The following is an 18,568-nucleotide window of genomic DNA, read 5'->3' on the forward strand; positions in this document are numbered from 1 at the left end:
TAAGATCAACGAATGCCACTATGACTAACGGGAGCTAACCGACGTGAATGTAACGACGGATCCGCGCATTATGAAGCAAATGCTTCTTACGCAATGGATGACCGAATTGAATCCGTTAAGCCGCAAAGATAAAGATAATCCGACGAGCGAGAGCGGTTTGTTTGATTTGTTGCTCAACCAATATTCAACGTCGGCTTCTTCGGAATCGGCGCGAAACGGAACGATTTCCCTCGGTGCGCTATCCATGACTTCGAACTCTTGGGGCGGAGCGCTATCTTTCGATACCGGCTCGTCCTCGGCGTTCGACGATTTGATCGCCGAAGCGGGAGCCAAATACGGAGTAGATCCGGCGCTCATTAAAGGCGTTATCCAATCGGAATCTTCTTTTAATCCTTATGCCGTATCTTCCGCCGGAGCCAAAGGCCTCATGCAATTGATGGACGATACCGCTCGCGGTCTTGGCGTCGGCAATCCGTTCGATCCAGCGCAGAATATCGATGGAGGAACGCGATTCTTATCGTATCTGCTGCGCAAATACGACGGCAATGTATCGACGGCATTGGCTGCGTATAACGCGGGTCCGGGCCGAGTCGATCGACTCGGTATCGCGAACGATCAAGACGTGAACGAGAATCTTCATAAGCTGCCGTCGGAAACGCAAGGTTATATTCGCAAAGTATTAGACGCGAGCAACCGGTGGAGCATCTGACGATCGCGTCGCTAGCAAACCGTTTTTGCGAAAGAGATGCAGAAAAAGGATCAGGACGGGGCGCCGTTGGCGGAGCCCGTCTTTGGTCCTTTTATTATGATTCATTCCGAATGGAGTACGGTCATGAAAACCTATTATTTCGATCATTGCGCTTCTTCGCCGATGTTGCCGAGGGTTGTTGAGACGATGACCGAGCTGATGAAGCTGCAGTACGCGAATGCGTCGGCTCTTCATCGTTCTGGAGTCGAGGCAATGAAGCTTGCGGATCGAGCCCGTTCTAGCGTGGCGGAACGAATGGGCGCGTTGCCGCAAGAAGTCGTTTTCACTTCCGGCGGGACGGAAAGCAATAATCTGGCGATCAAAGGAGCCGTGAACAAAGCGGCCAGAACGATCAAGCATGTGATTGTCTCCGAGGTCGAGCATGCATCTGTCTACGAATGCGCTCGGCAGTTGGAAGCGGAAGGCGTTCAATTGACGGTGTTGCCCGTCGACGAATCGGGTAGAGTCGATCCGAACGATGTCGCTCGAGCGATCAAAAAAGAAACCGTGCTCGTAAGCGTCATGCACGTGAATAACGAGACGGGGACAATTCAGCCGATCCGCGAGATCGGAGAAATCGTCGCCGGACATCCGCATGTCAAGTTCCATGTGGACGGCGTTCAAGCAATCGGCAAAGTGCCTATCGATTGGAAGCGGTGGGGCGTTCATCTATATACGGGATCCGCGCACAAGTTCGGCGGTCCCAAAGGAGCGGGTTTTCTGCTCGTGAAAGACGGAGTCGAACTGAAACCGCTGTTCGGCGGAGGCAATCAAGAGCAAGGCCTCCGATCGGGAACGCTTAACGTTCCGGCCATCGTCTCAATGTCTCAAGCGCTGAGGTTAACCATGGAAAGCCAGAACGAAAGAAGACAGCGGATGTACGCGATGAAGCGCCGGCTTCAAGACATCGTCGCGAAGATTCCGGAATTCGTCGTTAACGGAATTCCAACCGATGCGGTCGATCCCGAAACGCTTGCCGCTCCGCACGTCGTGAATATTTCGTATCCTGGCATGCGTCCGGAAGTGATGATTCATATGCTCGAGACTCAGGGCATTCTCGTGTCAACGCAATCGGCGTGTTCTTCCAAAACCTTGCAGCCGAGCCGCGTCCTTCTTGCCATGGGACATAACGCGGAGAGAGCTTCGGGAAGCCTTCGCATCAGTTTCGGCGATGAGCACGGAATGGAAGATATCGAAATATTGGGTGAGAGGCTTGTCCAGGTCGTATCCAGTCTGAAAACGTTGGAGAGGAACATGAAATGAAATACGATCTCGTAATTGTCAGATTTGGGGAAATCGTAATTAAAGGGCGCAACCGCAATCGTTTCGAGACGATGCTGCTTACCCAGATCAGAATGGCGCTGAAGTCGATGCCTGCGCTCGAATTCGTAAGAAGCTACGCCCGCGTTTATATCCGTCTAAACGGAGAGAGCTACGAACAAGTCGCCAAGCGCTTGAAGGACATATTCGGCATCATGAGCTTCAGCCCGGTTATCGGCGCGGAACTTGATCTGGAAGCGATTCGCGAAAGCTCGCTTAATCTGATCCGAGGCTTAAAAACACCGCCGGCGACGTTTAAGGTTTCTGTTAATCGCGGTTGGAAGCAATTCCCCCACAATTCCGTGGAGATGAATCATCTTGTCGGCTCGCACGTGCTGCGTAATACGCCGGATCTGAAGGTGAACGTTCGTACCCCGGACGTGGAACTGAAGATCGACATTCAGCGCGATAATGCGTATATCTACTGCGAAGTAGAGAAAGGAGCAGGCGGCTTCCCGCTCGGGATGAACGGCAAAGCGATGCTGCTTCTCTCCGGGGGGATCGACAGTCCGGTCGCGGGTTGGATGGCGATGCGCAAAGGGCTGAAGATCGAGGCGGTACACTTCCACAGCTATCCGTTCACGAGCGAGCAGGCGAAGGAAAAAGTCGTTACATTGGCGAAGCGGCTTGCTTATTACGGCGGGAAAATAAAGCTGCATCTCGTTCCTTTTACGGAAATCCAGACCAAACTCGCCCAATCGGGCCACGATAACCTCATCATTACGCTCATGCGTCGCTGCATGCTCCGAATCACGGAACGGCTTGCCGAGCAGAACGGCGCGCTGGCGATCGTTACGGGGGACAGCTTGGGCCAAGTGGCGAGCCAGACGCTCGGCAGCATGAACGTGATCGGGCGGGTGTCTTCGTTGCCGATGCTTCGTCCGCTCGTCATGATGGACAAGCAGGATATTATCGAGCATGCCGAGAAAATCGATACTTACAAGACCTCGATATTGCCTTATGAGGATTGCTGCACGCTGTTCGTTCCGAAATCGCCGGCCATCAATCCGAATTTGAATATCGTCGAGCGTGCCGAAGCCTATATGGGCAGCGAACTGGATCGTTTGATCGATGAAGCGGTGCAAGGAACGGAAGTTGTTGTGCTCAAGGAAGACGGAATCACGGATTCCGCGGAACAAAGCCAGAAGGAAGACGCTTGGTTCTAATCGACTGCCGCGAAACGCGAATTAAAGCGTTTCGCGGCTTTTTTCACATATCAGAATAAATTTACTGCCTTATTTCAGAAAAGTTCATCGCACTAGGGGTGGTGCAGGATTCCGATCGAATGGACGGCGGGGATCCGGACGAACTCCCCTGACGGGAGCGTGCCAGCCACGATTTGTTCGATTCCCGAGTGAATAGTGATAAAAAACATCGTACTTTCGCCTCGAGGGGCGCTGGTGGGGAGCAAGTACGATGAAAAACATCGCTATAGGAGCGTGCCAGCCACTGTTTGTTCGATTCCAGAGTGATTAGTGTTGAAAAACATCGTACTTTCGCCTTGTGGGACTCCGGTGAGGAGCAAGTACGATGAAAAACATCGCTAAAGGAGCGTGCCAGCCACTTTTTGATGCTCACGACCGTCAGGACGAACTCTCCTGACGGTTTTTCTTAGAAGTCAGCGAAGGTTGGTTCGTACCGCGCCGTTCGCGCCGCGCTCGAATCGCGTTCGTCCATATGCCTGCCACGATAATCAGAACGACAAGCGCGACAATAAAAATCCAATCGAACACGGGATTATCTCCGAAAAAAACCTTGAATTCCTCTTCGTGCGTGATCATTTTGGCGGCCGTGTAGGCGAGAACGCCGGATCCCGCATAAATAATCCACGGATATTTGCCAAGCAACCTAATAAATAAAGCGCTGCCCCAGACGACGATCGGAACGCTGATAATGAGTCCCAGAATGACGAGAAAATAATCTCCGTGCGCAGCCCCGGCAACCGCGATGACGTTGTCCAGACCCATGGCTGCGTCCGCGATAATGATCGTGCGTACTGCTGCCCAGAGCGTCGAACCGGCTTTAATGTCTCCGTGCGCATTTTCCTGCACGAGCAGCTTATAAGCAATCCATAACAGCAGCACGCCTCCTACAGCGAGGATGAACGGTATTTTGAGCAGCGAGACGACGAGCATAGTCGCGACAACACGGATCAGTACCGCCCCGGCGGTACCAAACCATACGGCTTTTCTCTGGCTTTCCTTGGGCAAGCTTCTGGCCGCGAGTCCGATGACGATGGCGTTATCTCCCGCGAGCAATAGATCGATAAATACGATCGTCAGCAGTATGGACCAGAAATCGATGCCAAGCAGATCCCAACCGAACAGTTCCATAATGGATCCCTCCCATTCGAATTCAGGCAGTAATACGTCCGATTAAAAAAAACGGTTCAAAAAAATGTACTCTCATATCTGCGCCTGCTTGTACATAAAACAGGTATGTGGGGGTGCGCGTATGGATGCGATGGAAACATTGCTCGTTTTTCTGGAGATCGTGATGATCAATTTGCTGTTAAGCGGCGATAACGCCGTCGTGATCGCGATGGCGGGGCGCAGGCTGCCGCCGGAGCAGAGAAGGCGGGCCGTATGGTGGGGCGCCGCCGCGGCTATCGTTCTCCGCTGCGTGCTTACGCTTGGAGCGATCGCGCTCCTGAACGTTCCGTATTTGCAAACCGCGGGAGCGTTCCTGCTTTTCGTCATTGCCTACCAGCTGCTAGCCGATAAGAAAGATAAGGCCGAGCATTCTCGCGCGGCCAGCACGCTCGCCGGAGCGGTATGGACAATCGTTGTGGCCGATTTCGTCATGAGCCTAGACAACGTTCTGGCCGTCGCGGCCGTCGCGAACGGAGATACGATACTGCTTATTATCGGGATCGTCATGAGCATTCCGATCATTATTTGGGGAAGCTCTTTTATCATGCGAATGCTCGATCGCATGCCGGGACTGTTGTACTTGGGCGGCGGATTGCTCGGATATACCGCGGCGGAAATGGCGCTCGGGGATCCGGCTTGGAAATCTTACGCCCACCTGTTGACGTTCGAAGCCGAAAAGCTGATCCCGATCATGGCTGTTGCCATCCTTCTAGTCATTGCTTTGTGGATGCGCAAGAAAAGCCAAACCGAGTAAAAATTCCGACAAATGAAGTCTTTAGGGAAATTTTGTTTCCTTGAACTAGTTTTTTCACCCGACTTCCATTAAACTATAGAAAAAGATACTGCGTTCATTTATCAGGTCGCGGTGCGAAGAGTATGGGATGAAGTGGGGGAGCCATCGTGAACAGACAATCCGCCGCAGTCGGAATCGGTGTCGTGGCTGTGGGATTGATAATTCTTCTAGGCAAATTAGGTGTTTTTTCGGTTCTTAGCGCTATTTTTTGGCCTCTATTTATATTGATTCCCGGCGTGTTGCTGCACGTTCTCTATTTCGGACGCATGGTGCCGTCGGTCGCATTGATTCCTGCGGGCATTCTAACCGTCGTTTCGGTGATTTTGCTCATCGGCAACTGGTTTGGCTGGGGATTAATGAAGTATATGTGGCCGCTATTCCCGTTTGCGGTCGCGGTCGGTTTGTATGAGTATTACGTATTCGGATTCAGCCGCTCCAAACAGATGTGGCTAGCTTCCGTCGGGCTCGCCGCGATATCTCTGCTGCTATTTTGCATGACTTTATTATGGACCTGGGGGATCTATTTACTAGCGGCCGTATTGATTTTGTTCGGGGTATGGCTAGTCATCCGCCGTCCGAAAGCTTGGTGAATTTGCGCAATTCGTTCACAAATTTGTTGGCTTTTCAATGAACGTAGCGTATAATAGAAGGGATGAGGACCAGCGAATGCTTTCAGTTTCGTGCTGCGTCGTTCGTACCGGTGATGCTTATTAACGTCGGCCTCGTGTCGACGTTTTGTTTTGTGGTTAAAGTGAACCCGACGGAAAACGGAATTATCTTCCCGCGGGGATCGCATATAAACAGAGAATAACAAGGAGTGGAACTATGCATTCAAGAGACAAAATTCGCAACATCGCAATCATTGCCCACGTTGACCACGGCAAAACGACTTTGGTCGACCAATTGCTTCGCCAATCGGGAACATTCCGCGACAACGAACAATTGCAAGAACGCGCAATGGACTCGAATGACATCGAACGGGAACGCGGCATCACGATTCTGGCTAAGAATACGGCTATTAATTACAAAGACACGTTAATCAATATCGTGGATACGCCCGGACACGCCGATTTCGGCGGCGAGGTGGAGCGGATCATGAAAATGGTCGACGGCGTTCTCCTTGTCGTCGATGCGTTCGAAGGCTGTATGCCTCAGACGAAATTCGTTCTTCGCAAAGCGCTACAGCAAGGCCTTACGCCGGTCGTAGTCGTCAACAAGATCGACCGTCCGGCAGCGCGTCCGGCCGAAGTTATCGACGAAGTGCTCGAACTGTTCATCGAGCTTGAGGCTTCCGACGATCAATTGGAATTCCCAGTCGTCTACGCGTCGGGATTAAACGGCATCGCGGGCAATTCGCCGGACGATCTGAAAGAGACGATGGAACCGTTGTACGAAATGATTCTCGACCGTATTCCTTCGCCGAAGGAAAACCCGGACGAGCCACTGCAATTTCTAGTTACGCTTCTTGACTATAACGAATATTTGGGACGGATCGCGATCGGTCGCGTGAACCGCGGTCGTATCCGTCAAGGACAAGTCGTCGCCGTGATCGATCGGGAAGGCGCGGTTAAGCAAGCCCGGATCGAGAAGCTGTTCGGCTTCCAAGGACTGAAGCGCATCGAGGTCGAGGAAGCGGCTGCTGGCGATATCGTCGCCATCGCCGGCTTGAAGGAGATCAATATCGGGGAGACGATCGCCGATCCGGCGAATCCGGAAGCTCTGCCTGTGCTTGCGATCGATGAGCCGACGCTGCAAATGACGTTCCTCGTCAACAACAGCCCGTTCGTCGGACGTGAAGGCAAGTGGGTTACTTCCCGCAAGCTGCGCGAGCGGTTGTTCAAGGAAATCGAAACCGACGTCAGCTTGAGAGTCGAAGAGACGGATAGCCCTGACGCATTCGTCGTCAGCGGCCGCGGTGAGCTTCATCTCGGTATTCTGATCGAGAACATGCGCCGCGAAGGCTTTGAACTGCAAGTTTCCATGCCTGAAGTTATCATGAAAGTCGTCGACGGCGTCAAATGCGAACCGATCGAACGTCTGCTTATCGACGTACCGGAGGAAAGCATGGGAGCGGTCATGGAGAGCCTCGGCACGCGTAAAGCCGAGATGGTCAACATGATCAATAACGGCAACGGCCAGGTGCGTCTGGAATTTTTGATTCCCGCGCGCGGCTTGATCGGCTACCGGACGAACTTCTTGACGTTGACTCGCGGATACGGCGTCATGAACCACGCTTTCGACAACTACGGACCGGTAATTAGCGGCCAAGTCGGCGGACGCCATCAAGGCGTTCTGATCGCCAGCGAGACGGGCAAATCAACGATGTACGGCATGTTGTCGGTCGAAGACCGCGGCATTTTGTTCCTCGAGCCTGGTCTCGATGTCTACGAAGGGATGATCGTCGGCGAGCATACCCGCGATACCGACATCATCGTTAACATTTGTAAAGAAAAAGCGTTGAACAATATCCGTACGGCCAATAAGGAAGATACGGTCAAGTTGAAATCTCCGCGCTTGATGTCGCTTGAAGAAGCGCTCGAATACTTGAACGACGACGAGCTTTGCGAGATTACGCCGAAGAGCATCAGACTCCGCAAAAAAGTGTTGAACAAGAGCGAGCGGGACAGAGCCGAAAAGCAACGCCGTGTAGCGGCAGAGTCCGGCGTATAACCGTACGGAATCGTCTAAGGGGGGATTTTCATGCAGATGTGGTTCCACGACCATCCGGTCATCTCCTATCTGCTCATCGTCGCCTGTACGATCTATATTTTCAATTCCGTATTCAGAATGGGGAAGCTTCCCCTTCTGAAAGAAATTCTCGTTCACGTTGTATTGGCGATTGGTTGCTTGGTACTGCTCCTGCTGCAGCTTGACAAGCTTCCGATCATCCAATGCATGGCCGTCGCGGTAGCGATGATGGCCTTGCTGAGGATGCGCCAAATGTACGATAAGCGCAAAACCTATCGCAATAACAAAAAGGACAGCTCTTCAAGGGTCAACTAGTTATTGTCGCAACAAACAACGTTTCCCTTGGGAGAGGAGTAAACGCTATGTCGCTTATGGATGCGCTATTCTACTGGCTGCAGATGAAGATGATCCTGGCCGCCCGTCCGGAAGACGGAGCGGCACGGGAGACTCTTGCTTTTTTCGCTGGAATTTTGTCGGAAGATCACGAACTGGCGACTTTCGACGTCAGCTCCGAGGAAGCGGGAAAAGTATATGTAACCTATACGAAAACGGATGGTTCGGTCCGAACCGTGTGGTTCGATCAGGAAGCCGTACAACAACTGAATCGTGATATGTTCGGGCAGCCGAACGAGGAGGAAACGCTGTCCGGCGTAGAGGATGAGGAGGATACGGTTTGAGTCAGGATACACCATTGCCTTCGCGAAATAAAAACCGCGCTCCGGCGCCTAAAGCTTCGAAGCCAGGAAAGAAGAAATTCCGTTGGGGAAGATTCTTCTTTATTTTGCTGGGCGTCATCATTCTGGCGTTGGTTGCCTATGTCGGGTATTTATATATCGTCGGAGACAAAAATTTGACGAAAATCGCCAAGCCTGAAGAAGGCAACGGAGCCATCGTGATTCCAGCGGAAGAACGGGCACAGGTGAAGCCGATCTCCCTGACGCTTCTCGGACTGGACACTCGCAGCGAGACCGGAAGCATGAATACCGATGTCATGATGGTGGCGGCATTTAATCCGGTGACCAAAACCGCGACGGTCGTATCGATTCCGCGCGACAGCGATCTAAACCTGGATGGGTACAAGAAGCACAAAGCGAACGCTTATTATGCCGCGTTCTATATGAACGGGCGCAATAAGGAGAAGCTCGAGAAGGACAAGCTCGTCGGATATGCGCGGGACGAGACTCGGCTTATGCTCTCCAAGTTTTTCGATATTCCGATCGATTACACGGCCGTGCTCGATTTCCAAGGCTTCGTGGACGTCGTGGACGCGCTCGGCGGCGTAACGGTAACCGTCGATAAAGATATGCGGTATATCGATTCCGTCGACGGCACGAACATCGATCTGAAGAAAGGCGAACAGCCTCTCAAAGGAGAGCAGGCACTCGGTTTCGTCCGTTACCGTAAATCGAACCACAACCGCGGGTTCAAGCCGACGGCCGAATCCAGCGATTTCGAGCGCAACGAAAGGCAAAGCCAAGTACTCGGTGCGATTACGGATAAGCTGAAATCTTTCAGCAGCATCTCAAAGGTCGACGACATTTTGAACGCCGTCGGCGACAACATAAGAACGGATATCCCGAAAGCTCAGATCGAGAATATCATCGCGACTTACTTCGGCATTAATCGATCGGATATCCGATTTATTCCTCTCCCGGGCACTTGGAAAAGTCCTTACGTCTACTTGGACGAGGACAAGCTGAAAGATGCGAAGAAGGCGCTCGCGGAGGAGTTAAATCCGGAGGGTCGACCTGCTGCCGGCGAGGACTCCGCATCGTCTCCGCCTTCGCCCCAATGATACGGCAGTGGCGGACCTAACGCGAGTCCCGTTGGAATCAGAACTTCGTTATGGTATACTAACATCAGTAAACCTCTTAGGAGGGCTGCTGATGACAGCAATGAATTTTACTTTAATCGCATACGTTCGGACCGACCGCTCGGGTTCCTGTTCCCAGCGGGTTGCGGTCATGAGAAAAGCCCAGTGACTTCCACTGGGCTTTTTGTCATTTTTCGAGCTGTTGCTGAGGGGGTGTCCCCGTATCCTCCGGAGTTTTCGGAGGAATGATGTTCCGCGGGATTTGCGGAACGAGACGACCGACGATATCGGCGAGCTCTTCGGCAAAACCGGAGATCGGACGGCCGTTCATCATGTCGGCGCGGATTTCGCGAAGCCGTTGGCCCATATCGATATCCGCGGTTACGAGCGCGTCGACGCCATAAGGATCTTTGCGTAAAGCCTCGGCGACGGCATACTTGGTCGTCCCGACTTGGGTGCGCTCCATCTTCTCGTCGACGTCGATGCCGACGATCGCGTAATTACCGAAGACGACGCAGTTGGCGTTCTGAACGCCTTCCACGCTGCGGGCGAGCGATTCCAGGTGGGCGGCAACGTTTACCGGAGCGCCTTCGTTAACGTTCGGTGTACCGTCCAACGCTTGCGCGCGCGGCCCGTTGCCTACGGGTGGCGGGGCCGCCTGTTTGTTGCCGCAGCCAGCCAAACCGAGCGACAGCATGAGGATCATCACGGTTGCGGTCGCGCAAGTTGCGATTTTGGACTTTTTCATAGATGTTCACCACCCTGATATGGAGGGATGCCCGGATCAACCGATGTGGACCGTAACGGTCCACGACGTTCGGTAAATCTCAGGAAAAGCTTGCGATGCTCATATTGTTTCCCTGTCGCGCGGCCGATATGTAACTAAATGCTTTGGAGAAATTTGAGCGAAATCCGAGTTCGCCCAAATTCAAACCGGGAGGGAAACCCTATGCGTAAAATTTATGTTCTGGACACGAATGTGCTGCTGCATGATCCGCTCTCCTTGTTTGCTTTCGACGACAACGAAGTGATCATTCCCTCCGTCGTATTGGAGGAAATCGACTCCAAGAAGCGGCTTGCCGACGAAATTGGGCGCAATGCCCGCAACATCTCGCGGGAGCTTGACGATATCAGGGCGCAGGGACAGCTTCATGCCGGAGTACCACTCCCGAGCGGAGGGCTGCTTAAAGTAGAGATGAACCATCGCCTCTTCGTCAAAGTACAGGAGATGTTCGGGGAAATGACGAATGATAACCGAATTTTGGCGGTGGCGCTCAACTATCATATGGAAGAACAGGAAAGCGAAGATCCACGTCCCGTCATTCTAGTCAGCAAAGATGTCCTCGTTCGGGTGAAGGCGGACGTGCTCGGAATTACTGCCCAGGATTATTTATCGGATCAAGTTATGTCGGTAACGGATCAATACAGCGGACATTCGACGCTGCACGTGCATCCGTCCGTGATCGACGAATTTTATTCGAACCGGACTCTGAACGTCAATCAATTGGGGGATAAAATCAAGTTTCATCCTAACGAGTTCGTCATCTTGCGGGATGAGATGGGCACTTCCAAATCCGCGCTTCTGAAGACGACTCCCGACGGCAAACGTCTGGAGCCGCTCCATATGAGCAACGATCCGGTATGGGGGATAACGGCGCGCAACGCCCAACAAAGAATGGCGCTCGAGCTTCTGCTGAACGACGACATCCCGTTGGTTACGCTGACGGGACGCGCGGGAACGGGTAAAACATTGATCACGCTGGCAGCCGGATTGATGAAGGTGGAAGACGAGCATCGCTTCAAGAAGCTGTTGATCGCCAGGCCGGTCGTGCCGATGGGCAAGGATATCGGTTATTTGCCCGGGGAGAAAGAAGAGAAACTGCGTCCATGGATGCAGCCGATTTACGATAATCTGGAGTTTTTGTTCGATACGAAGAAAGCCGGAGATCTGGACAAAATTTTGATGGGGATGGGCAGTATCCAGGTCGAAGCGCTCACTTATATTCGCGGAAGATCGATTCCCGGACAATTTATCATCATCGACGAAGCGCAAAATCTAAGCAAGCACGAGGTCAAAACGATCGTGTCCCGCGTCGGCGAGCATAGCAAAATCGTGCTTCTCGGCGATCCTGAGCAGATCGACCACCCCTATCTGGACTCCCAGAGTAACGGACTGACATATCTGGTCGAACGGTTCAGGGAAGAAGGGATCAGCGGACATGTCACCTTGGAGAAAGGGGAGCGCTCCCGGCTCGCCCAGCTCGCGACTGAGAGGCTGTAAGGAACGCCTAATCATGCCATTCGGCAGAACAGCCGTATACGCGGGCGATCTTGTCCGCGAGCTCCGTTAGCTGACGGTCGATCAAGAGGAGTGGGATGCCTACGGACGTCACGCTTCCAATCAGGTGCTCTTGCAATTGCAGCCAAGCCGGAGCGGGTTCCGCGTCCGGTTTGGCCGCATGCAAGGAGAACATAGCGACAGTCTTCAAATCGACATAAACGTTCCCCCGGTCGGTCACGAAGGCGTAATCCGCAAAAAGTTCCCCGCGGTCCCATGTATCCGTACCGAGCCACAATAACTCGCAGCGCTCGTAAGGCTCCTTCAGACGATCAAGCAGTACGAGGACGGAATGAAGATGTTCCTCGGATTCCAGAATCAACAGCTCGTCGTACGAGTCGAATGGCGACGTCCTCGCTGCGATCTCCTGCGCGCGTCCCCCGTAAATCTCCAAACCGAATTTGCGTTGCGGAATCATGCAAGCTCCCCCATTTTCCGTCCGAAAGGTTTTTTTTATCATAACCGATAAAGCGCTTACTAAAAAAGGGAGACAGGGAAGCGCCAGTCCTGTTATCATGATGAGAGCGATGTTAATAACGACTTGACGAAAAAAGGTGAAGGCTATGGCGCGCCGCAAGATGGCCCTAGTATTCCTGTTGCTCAGCATTATGGTTTTGCTGTTGTCTCCGTGGGCGGATGCTCCGTCTCCGTCTTCGCCGCTCATAGCGGTCCAACCGGAGGAAATGGTCGCCATAGAGCCCGAGATTGTCGCCGAAACTTCTTATTTAAAGATCGAGGCGGCGCTGGATGAGGAACAGTTCTATTCCCTAGCGAATCAAAACAACGACTTTATGTTCCGTCATCCCGACATTAAAATCGAATTGAAGAGGTTGGACCCGGATCGGGCGTATGAGGTTTACAAGCTCGCTTCCGAACTGGAGGATGCCGCAGATGTCATGCTTCTGTCTAATGAATGGGTAACGGAGTTTGCTTCTTCGGGTTTTTTGCTTCCGGCCAACGCCGCATTCACGGGAAAGTCCCTTTCCGAACAATTCGAGGCGCTGCTCGCTCCTTTGAAGTGGAACGATTATTTGTGGGGCGTTCCCCGCGACATGGACCCGTACGTGCTCGTATGGAACAGGGATTTGCTGCGCCAATGGCTTGGCGACAACGTGGAACTGCCCTTAACGCTTGAGCAATGGTCTACCGTTGCGGAAGCGAGCGAGCTCTCGCAAGGAGAAAAGTCATGGCTGGCGATTGATCGCAACGATCCTCTCGCGCTATCGGCATGGCTCGACAATGCCGCGAACGAGCCGAGCGAGCCCTTGTGGAAGCGCGATCGAAAGTCGTGGACAGGCACTTCACTGGAGCGGGCGATGGAGCTGTTGGAACAGCAAAGGGCAAACCTCCGACTGAGCGACGACGGAGCTGAGGCGATGCGGATGCTTGAGAGCGGAACCGTGCTGGCTGCTGTCGTTCCGTATTCAATCGCGGAGGAGTTGGAGGCAAGTGAGCAATCGGCCACCGGGGCCGAGCTGACGATTGACTATCGTTTTTGGGCATTGCCTTTTATATGGCCTCGCGGCAGCAGTTATGTCATTTCTTCGCACACGAAAGCGGAAGAGGCAGCCAGCGCCTGGATCGCGGATATGACGGGTGACCAAGCCCAACTGACGAATCTGGCGGAAAATAATAAGCTCCCCGTATACCGTTCGCTCTACGACAGCGACAGACAGCTTTCGAACCTACTGTCCGGAAGGAACGGCGATTCTTTCCCCAACCGGGCGCCTGTCGTGTCGGGACCGAATATGGCCGAACGTCTGGGTGTTGACGGCGAATTATGGAGGAAGTTGGCTATTGGAGCGATGAGTACGGCCGATTGGGAAAAGCAATGGTTCGGGGATTCGGATCACTAACCGCCGATCGCAAGCTCGACGGTTAATTGTCCGTTTTCCATGTCCACGCTACGCGCCTTTACATACTTAATCAACTTCTGAGGATAGAATCCCAAGTCGAATTCGCGTTCCAAGTCCGCTCTGGTCGTGTCGGGCAATGCCAATCCGTTAAAGATGAGCGTGTCGACATGGAAGCGAATCGCGTTTTCCGGCTCGTCTTCGATCGTATACCGTCCTTGTATTTTGACTTGAAGGTGCCCGTTATCGCCTACCATCGTCAGCAGACCATCATCGAATGTAAACGCGAAATCGTCGAAGCGGCTATCTTCTTTTCTCAGGAAATCGTTGAGTTGAGCATCCGTTAAAGTAAGCTTGGCTTTTAATCCGCTTGTACTGATAATGCCTGGTGTGTCTTTTACGTAATCGGGTAAGTTCTGCATCGCGGCGGCAAGCGCCTTGAAATATTGCTTGACTTCGTATAGTCCGACATTCTTCCAATAAGCTTGAAGCTCATCCATCAATCGCCGCAGAAGTTGTTCATCATCGCGGGATGCGAGTTCTTGATTCAGATCGTTCCTCAGCGAGGTTATGCGCTCCCGTTGCGCGATAAGCTCTTTCTCTACCGATGCGAGATCTTCCTTATCACGGCGAAGCTGCTCGTAACCTTGTTTTAAGTTCCGATAGTTTGTTGCATAAGCATCCATGATTTGGCGGTCCGATTGAATAATCATATCCATCGTATCCCAGACTTTAATTACTTGGGACAGAGAATTGGCATTCATCAAGGCGGAAAGCCAGAAATCTCTGTAACCCATATAATAGGAGCGTAAAACACGACCGGATTTTTCTCTTTGCGCAGCGATCGCGATTTCTTGCTCGGCTAAGCGCCGCTGGCTCTGGTCGATATCGGCCTGGGTTTTGCCTTTAAGTCCCGATATGCGCTCGATCTCCCGGTCGAGTTCCGTTACGGATAAGCTCTTCTCGAGTAGTTTTCTCGTATCCTCGGGGTAAGGCTCCGCGTAAACGGGGAAGAACGCCCCGCTGCGGGAAAACAACACGAATAACGCGGCGATCGCGAGAGCCGATATTAGATGACGTCGCATCGGAGTCACTCCTTTCGTGATGTGCGGGCCGCATGCGTTTATCCTATGCTATTATAATATGACCATATCGCTTCGGAAAGGTTGCGGAAGAAATGAAGACTGCTCGTCAGGAAACGCCTCTTACTGCCGTTATCGAAGACGTGATACGCAGCAGCGGCCGAACCGGAATATCGGCAGATGGCAACGAGTTGTCCGCTATCCCCTTTCATCAGTATATGACGCTTTGTCTCTATCATCCCGAATTTGGCTATTATCGCACCGGGAATTCACGGATCGGACGCGAAGGAGATTTCTATACTAGCGCGTTCATCGGGGACGTTATGGGCGTACAGCTCGCATCGCGTCTTTCCCGGCTGGCGTTCGAGCTGTTCCCGCTGGATGACACGATTCAGATTGTCGACTGGGGCGGAGGAACGGGGCGCTTAAGCCGACAGATGATGGATGCATGGTATTCGCCGAACGAGGGAGCCGCTTCCGTCGACCGGTGCGGCAGAACGTTCACTGCGACGATAATTGAAGGAAATCCGGAACACCGGAAAGCGGCGGAACGAGAGTTGGAGCCTTTTATTCGATCGGGCAAGGCGAGGGTGATCGACGAGCGGGAAGCGGAGAGCCTTTTTCACTCAGAACATCCGATCTTCGTCGTCGCCAACGAATTGCTGGATGCATTCCCCGTTCATCGTATCGTCAATAAAAGCGGGAAAGTGATGGAGTGGGGAGTCGCTTGGGAAGAGAGCAAGCGACTCCCCGTACCGTGCCTGATGAAGGAGGTCAATCCCGCTCTCGAAGAGTGGATGGACGAACAAGGCATTAAGCTGCTCGACGGTCAAACGATCGAGGTTAACCTAGATGGGGCTTCATGGGCGTCGGGTTTGGCTGGCCGTCTGCAAAGGTCTTTGCTCATATTGATCGACTACGGGGACGAGGCGGAGGAATTGACGGCCCCTCATCGGATGGACGGTACGCTGCTTTGTTACCGCGAGCATCGGGCGCACAACGATCCGTATCGCGATCCCGGCGAGCAGGATTTGACCGCTCACGTGAACTTCAGCCATATTCGCAGATCGGTCGAAGGGAACGGTGGGAAGGAGATCTGGTACGGCACGCAGAAACGTTTTTTACTCGAAGCCGGCATACTGGAACAACTTAGCGCGCATTCGCATGAAGATCCGTTCCATCCGGTCGTTCGGCGCAACCGGGCAATCCGCCAACTTCTGCTGTCCGATGGCATGAGCGAGCTGTTCAAAGTCCAAATTTTCGTAATCGAATAACGTGATAAAGGCAAGAGGCTGCTTCCGCGTCAGTGATGACGGGAAACAGCCTCTTGCCGTTGGAAATCAACGTATGTATGCGTTCGCGAAGGTTATACGGGTATACCCATCTCGAATACGGTCCAATACGTGAATCCGAGGAATGCCAACACCATGTAGCTCCAGAATACCATAAGGTATGTCCGTTCGGTAAGATTCAAGTATCCAACCAGGAAGAAAACGGCGGTTTGAACGAAGAACAACAATGCGAATTCGTACATGTCGCCCGCAAACGCCATTAGGGCAATCGCCAGTGTCCAGAAACCAAGGACCCTAAACATCCGTGCCATCGTTAATACCCCTCTCATCACACGCAAGACGATTTTCTAAAGCATATTATAACGGTTGGACTAGAGCGTGTAAACCAACAAAGTCGTGACGAATCGGCAAACTTTTCGTTCGCCGCTTAATATTGACGTCCGCCCGGCTGATTATGCATAAGGTTGCGAGACGTCCATTTTGCCCGTAAAAGGTATAGCGAGCCGGAATATGGATATAAATAGAAGTATCCGATAGATTCTATGAATTCTTCTACGGGCATAGAAATGAAGAAAGCAGCAAAATATAGCGATGTTTAAGGAGGGAAGGGCACCCATGACGGCTGTGAGGCAAGACGCATGGAGTCCGGATGACGACCTGATCTTGGCGGAGGTTACCTTGCGCCATATCCGCGATGGCAGCACCCAATTATCCGCATTTGAAGAAGTGGGGCAACGAATCGCCCGCACTTCCGCCGCATGCGGTTTTAGATGGAATAGCTGTGTCCGCAAAAGATATAACGAGGCGATTGGAATTGCCAAGCAGCAACGACAGAAACGAAATTATCTCAAAAAACAAGGGATTACTATTTCCGGTACGGAAAATCTGATCGTTGAAGAAGGCGAAGGCGGCAAAGCCGAATTGCTTTCCCCGGAGTCGATGTCGCTCGAATCGATTATCCGCTATTTGCGCCAATGGAAAAATACCGTTCAAGAAATGAGCAGGCAGATTCGCCAGCTCGAGAAAGAATTGAAAGAGAAAGACGAGCGGCTGCATGAATTGACCGAGACGAACGATCGCTTGTCCAAGGAAGTTAACGAAGTCCAGACGGATTATCAGGTCGTTAACGACGATTATAAAGCGCTGATTCGGATCATGGACCGCGCCAGGCGGCTCGCTTTCCTTTCCGAGGAAGCGGATGAAGACCGTGCGAGATTCAAGATGGATGCGAACGGCAATCTCGAAAGAATCGAATAAGCGATATGACCGAACCCGCGAGGACTATCCTCGCGGGTTTTGCTTTGGTATCTTTAACTCATAAGACGAGGGGGAGATCGGATGAACGGATCGGTAGCGGTGTTGGGAGGCGGCTCGTTGGGCTTATTGCTGGCAGGCAGGTTGAGGGCGGCGGGAATCGAATGCGTCGTCTGGACAAGAACGCGCGAGCAAGCCGCCCGACTCACCGCCGAAGGGCTGACGTTGGAGGAAAACGACGGCGGTCGTTCCCGACGGATCGAAATAGAAGCCCAAGCGTTGGAGGATATCCGGAATATCGGCGAGGGAATCGTTCTATTAGCCGTCAAACAAACGGCGCTGACACCTTCGTTCCTCGAGCGGTTGGCAGGTATTGTTCCTCCCGAGGGGACGATCGTCCTCTTCCAGAACGGGATCGGACATGAGGAGTTGCTTAGGAACGCGCTGCCTGGCCGAACGCTGTTGACGGCGCTGACGACAGAAGGAGCGCTTAGAATAAACGACACGACCGTCCGTCATACGGGCCATGGAGATATTCGCATTGGCGATGACGGCGACATGGACAGAAACCGCATAAGATCGGTCGAAGAGATGCTGAAGGAGGCAGGATTTTCCGTTTTTTTGTCGAAACAGTTGAAAGAAGCAATTATGCGCAAATTGCTCGTGAATGCGGTTATCAATCCGCTGACGGCGATTTTGCGAGTACCGAATGGCGAGTTGACGGCAACACAGCATCGTCTGGAATTGATGAGAGCCCTTTTCGAAGAAACGTTCGGTATTTTAAGCGGATACGGGTTAAGCGATAAATCCGATTCGTGGAACGTCGTCTTGGGTGTGTGCGAAGCGACGCGAAACAACCGGTCTTCCATGCTGCAAGACGTCATTGCGGGCAGACCGACGGAGATCGATAGCATCAACGGCGCCATTTCGCGAATGGCGGCCGAGCAAGGCTTGACGGCGCCATGGAACGACGCGGTAACGGCGATGGTCAAGGCGATCTATTAATTTATCGGAG

General features: G+C 52.7%; 19 protein-coding genes. 14 read left to right on the plus strand and 5 right to left on the minus strand.

The window, feature by feature from the left end:
- Positions 1-43 precede the first annotated feature (43 nt).
- From FPZ45_RS11055 to thiI, 3 genes are all read left to right on the plus strand, one after another.
- Positions 44-709 (plus strand): lytic transglycosylase domain-containing protein, encoded by a 666-nt coding sequence (locus tag FPZ45_RS11055; protein WP_246120414.1) that lies wholly within the window; start codon positions 44-46, stop codon positions 707-709.
- A 123-nt stretch (positions 710-832) separates the two neighbouring features.
- A complete protein-coding gene (locus FPZ45_RS11060; RefSeq protein WP_144701227.1) occupies positions 833-2,011 on the plus strand; it encodes a cysteine desulfurase family protein in 1,179 nt (392 codons plus the stop codon).
- Entirely contained in the window at positions 2,008-3,234 is a 1,227-nt protein-coding gene (gene thiI, locus FPZ45_RS11065; protein WP_144701229.1) for a tRNA uracil 4-sulfurtransferase ThiI, read from the plus strand. Before FPZ45_RS11060 ends, thiI begins: the two co-directional genes overlap by 4 nt.
- Positions 3,235-3,651: 417 nt before the next feature.
- Here thiI and FPZ45_RS11070 read toward each other — a convergent pair whose 3' ends face one another.
- Positions 3,652-4,401 carry a TerC family protein gene (locus tag FPZ45_RS11070; protein WP_144701231.1) on the minus strand — a complete coding sequence of 250 codons (750 nt, stop codon included), beginning with the start codon at positions 4,399-4,401 and terminating at the stop codon, positions 3,652-3,654.
- Positions 4,402-4,522: 121 nt separating this feature from the next.
- Between FPZ45_RS11070 and FPZ45_RS11075 the strand changes: the two genes are divergently transcribed.
- From FPZ45_RS11075 to FPZ45_RS11100, 6 genes are all read left to right on the plus strand, one after another.
- Complete coding sequence (locus FPZ45_RS11075) at positions 4,523-5,194, plus strand: TerC family protein (protein WP_342780040.1); 672 nt, start codon at positions 4,523-4,525, stop codon at positions 5,192-5,194.
- Between the two features lie 146 nt (positions 5,195-5,340).
- Positions 5,341-5,823 carry a hypothetical protein gene (locus tag FPZ45_RS11080; RefSeq protein WP_144701233.1) on the plus strand — a complete coding sequence of 161 codons (483 nt, stop codon included), beginning with the start codon at positions 5,341-5,343 and terminating at the stop codon, positions 5,821-5,823.
- 235 nt (positions 5,824-6,058) lie between these two features.
- Positions 6,059-7,903 carry a translational GTPase TypA gene (typA, locus tag FPZ45_RS11085; protein WP_144701235.1) on the plus strand — a complete coding sequence of 615 codons (1,845 nt, stop codon included), beginning with the start codon at positions 6,059-6,061 and terminating at the stop codon, positions 7,901-7,903.
- Between the two features lie 30 nt (positions 7,904-7,933).
- On the plus strand, positions 7,934-8,236 hold the full coding sequence (locus tag FPZ45_RS11090; protein WP_144701237.1) for a YlaH-like family protein: 303 nt from the start codon (positions 7,934-7,936) through the stop codon (positions 8,234-8,236).
- Positions 8,237-8,283: 47 nt separating this feature from the next.
- Entirely contained in the window at positions 8,284-8,598 is a 315-nt protein-coding gene (locus tag FPZ45_RS11095; protein WP_186438346.1) for a hypothetical protein, read from the plus strand.
- Complete coding sequence (locus FPZ45_RS11100) at positions 8,595-9,716, plus strand: LCP family protein (RefSeq protein WP_144701239.1); 1,122 nt, start codon at positions 8,595-8,597, stop codon at positions 9,714-9,716. Before FPZ45_RS11095 ends, FPZ45_RS11100 begins: the two co-directional genes overlap by 4 nt.
- A 205-nt stretch (positions 9,717-9,921) precedes the next feature.
- On the opposite strand, the gene FPZ45_RS11105 is transcribed toward FPZ45_RS11100, so the two are convergent.
- Positions 9,922-10,482: a YhcN/YlaJ family sporulation lipoprotein gene (locus tag FPZ45_RS11105; RefSeq protein WP_246120415.1), complete on the minus strand. Its 561-nt coding sequence runs from the start codon at positions 10,480-10,482 to the stop codon at positions 9,922-9,924.
- Positions 10,483-10,683: 201 nt separating this feature from the next.
- Between FPZ45_RS11105 and FPZ45_RS11110 the strand changes: the two genes are divergently transcribed.
- Entirely contained in the window at positions 10,684-12,015 is a 1,332-nt protein-coding gene (locus FPZ45_RS11110; protein WP_144701241.1) for a PhoH family protein, read from the plus strand.
- 7 nt (positions 12,016-12,022) lie between these two features.
- On the opposite strand, the gene FPZ45_RS11115 is transcribed toward FPZ45_RS11110, so the two are convergent.
- Entirely contained in the window at positions 12,023-12,490 is a 468-nt protein-coding gene (locus tag FPZ45_RS11115) for a hypothetical protein (protein ID WP_144701243.1), read from the minus strand.
- Positions 12,491-12,635: 145 nt separating this feature from the next.
- Here FPZ45_RS11115 and FPZ45_RS11120 point away from each other — a divergent pair, with 145 nt between their 5' ends.
- The gene (locus FPZ45_RS11120; protein ID WP_144701245.1) at positions 12,636-13,928 is read left to right on the plus strand and encodes an ABC transporter substrate-binding protein; all 1,293 of its coding nucleotides are present in this window, start codon (positions 12,636-12,638) and stop codon (positions 13,926-13,928) included.
- Here the strand turns inward: FPZ45_RS11120 and FPZ45_RS11125 are convergent.
- The gene (locus FPZ45_RS11125) at positions 13,925-15,010 is read right to left on the minus strand and encodes a coiled-coil domain-containing protein (RefSeq protein WP_144701246.1); all 1,086 of its coding nucleotides are present in this window, start codon (positions 15,008-15,010) and stop codon (positions 13,925-13,927) included. The two genes, FPZ45_RS11120 and FPZ45_RS11125, sit on opposite strands and share 4 nt — an antisense overlap.
- A 92-nt stretch (positions 15,011-15,102) precedes the next feature.
- Between FPZ45_RS11125 and FPZ45_RS11130 the strand changes: the two genes are divergently transcribed.
- A complete protein-coding gene (locus FPZ45_RS11130) occupies positions 15,103-16,281 on the plus strand; it encodes a class I SAM-dependent methyltransferase (RefSeq protein ID WP_144701248.1) in 1,179 nt (392 codons plus the stop codon).
- Between the two features lie 92 nt (positions 16,282-16,373).
- Here FPZ45_RS11130 and FPZ45_RS11135 read toward each other — a convergent pair whose 3' ends face one another.
- A complete protein-coding gene (locus FPZ45_RS11135; protein ID WP_144701250.1) occupies positions 16,374-16,610 on the minus strand; it encodes a DUF2626 family protein in 237 nt (78 codons plus the stop codon).
- A 304-nt stretch (positions 16,611-16,914) separates the two neighbouring features.
- Here FPZ45_RS11135 and FPZ45_RS11140 point away from each other — a divergent pair, with 304 nt between their 5' ends.
- Both FPZ45_RS11140 and FPZ45_RS11145 read left to right on the plus strand, forming a co-directional pair.
- Entirely contained in the window at positions 16,915-17,556 is a 642-nt protein-coding gene (locus FPZ45_RS11140) for an RsfA family transcriptional regulator (protein WP_144701252.1), read from the plus strand.
- An 81-nt stretch (positions 17,557-17,637) separates the two neighbouring features.
- Entirely contained in the window at positions 17,638-18,558 is a 921-nt protein-coding gene (locus FPZ45_RS11145; protein WP_144701254.1) for a ketopantoate reductase family protein, read from the plus strand.
- Positions 18,559-18,568: the final 10 nt, after the last annotated feature.

The sequence above is a fragment of the Cohnella terricola genome, assembly GCF_007786475.1.
Classification (GTDB): domain Bacteria; phylum Bacillota; class Bacilli; order Paenibacillales; family Paenibacillaceae; genus Cohnella; species Cohnella terricola.

Bases quoted from the DNA above. Each gene is read 5' to 3' on its own strand.
- FPZ45_RS11060 (WP_144701227.1), top strand. From the start codon at position 833: ATGAAAACCTATTATTTCGATCATTGCGCTTCTTCGCCGATGTTGCCG.
- thiI (WP_144701229.1), top strand. From the start codon at position 2,008: ATGAAATACGATCTCGTAATTGTCAGATTTGGGGAAATCGTAATTAAA.
- FPZ45_RS11070 (WP_144701231.1), bottom strand. From the start codon at position 4,401: ATGGAACTGTTCGGTTGGGATCTGCTTGGCATCGATTTCTGGTCCATA.
- FPZ45_RS11075 (WP_342780040.1), top strand. From the start codon at position 4,523: ATGGATGCGATGGAAACATTGCTCGTTTTTCTGGAGATCGTGATGATC.
- typA (WP_144701235.1), top strand. From the start codon at position 6,059: ATGCATTCAAGAGACAAAATTCGCAACATCGCAATCATTGCCCACGTT.
- FPZ45_RS11090 (WP_144701237.1), top strand. From the start codon at position 7,934: ATGCAGATGTGGTTCCACGACCATCCGGTCATCTCCTATCTGCTCATC.
- FPZ45_RS11095 (WP_186438346.1), top strand. From the start codon at position 8,284: ATGTCGCTTATGGATGCGCTATTCTACTGGCTGCAGATGAAGATGATC.
- FPZ45_RS11105 (WP_246120415.1), bottom strand. From the start codon at position 10,482: ATGAAAAAGTCCAAAATCGCAACTTGCGCGACCGCAACCGTGATGATC.
- FPZ45_RS11110 (WP_144701241.1), top strand. From the start codon at position 10,684: ATGCGTAAAATTTATGTTCTGGACACGAATGTGCTGCTGCATGATCCG.
- FPZ45_RS11115 (WP_144701243.1), bottom strand. From the start codon at position 12,490: ATGATTCCGCAACGCAAATTCGGTTTGGAGATTTACGGGGGACGCGCG.
- FPZ45_RS11120 (WP_144701245.1), top strand. From the start codon at position 12,636: ATGGCGCGCCGCAAGATGGCCCTAGTATTCCTGTTGCTCAGCATTATG.
- FPZ45_RS11125 (WP_144701246.1), bottom strand. From the start codon at position 15,010: ATGCGACGTCATCTAATATCGGCTCTCGCGATCGCCGCGTTATTCGTG.
- FPZ45_RS11130 (WP_144701248.1), top strand. From the start codon at position 15,103: ATGAAGACTGCTCGTCAGGAAACGCCTCTTACTGCCGTTATCGAAGAC.
- FPZ45_RS11135 (WP_144701250.1), bottom strand. From the start codon at position 16,610: ATGGCACGGATGTTTAGGGTCCTTGGTTTCTGGACACTGGCGATTGCC.
- FPZ45_RS11140 (WP_144701252.1), top strand. From the start codon at position 16,915: ATGACGGCTGTGAGGCAAGACGCATGGAGTCCGGATGACGACCTGATC.
- FPZ45_RS11145 (WP_144701254.1), top strand. From the start codon at position 17,638: ATGAACGGATCGGTAGCGGTGTTGGGAGGCGGCTCGTTGGGCTTATTG.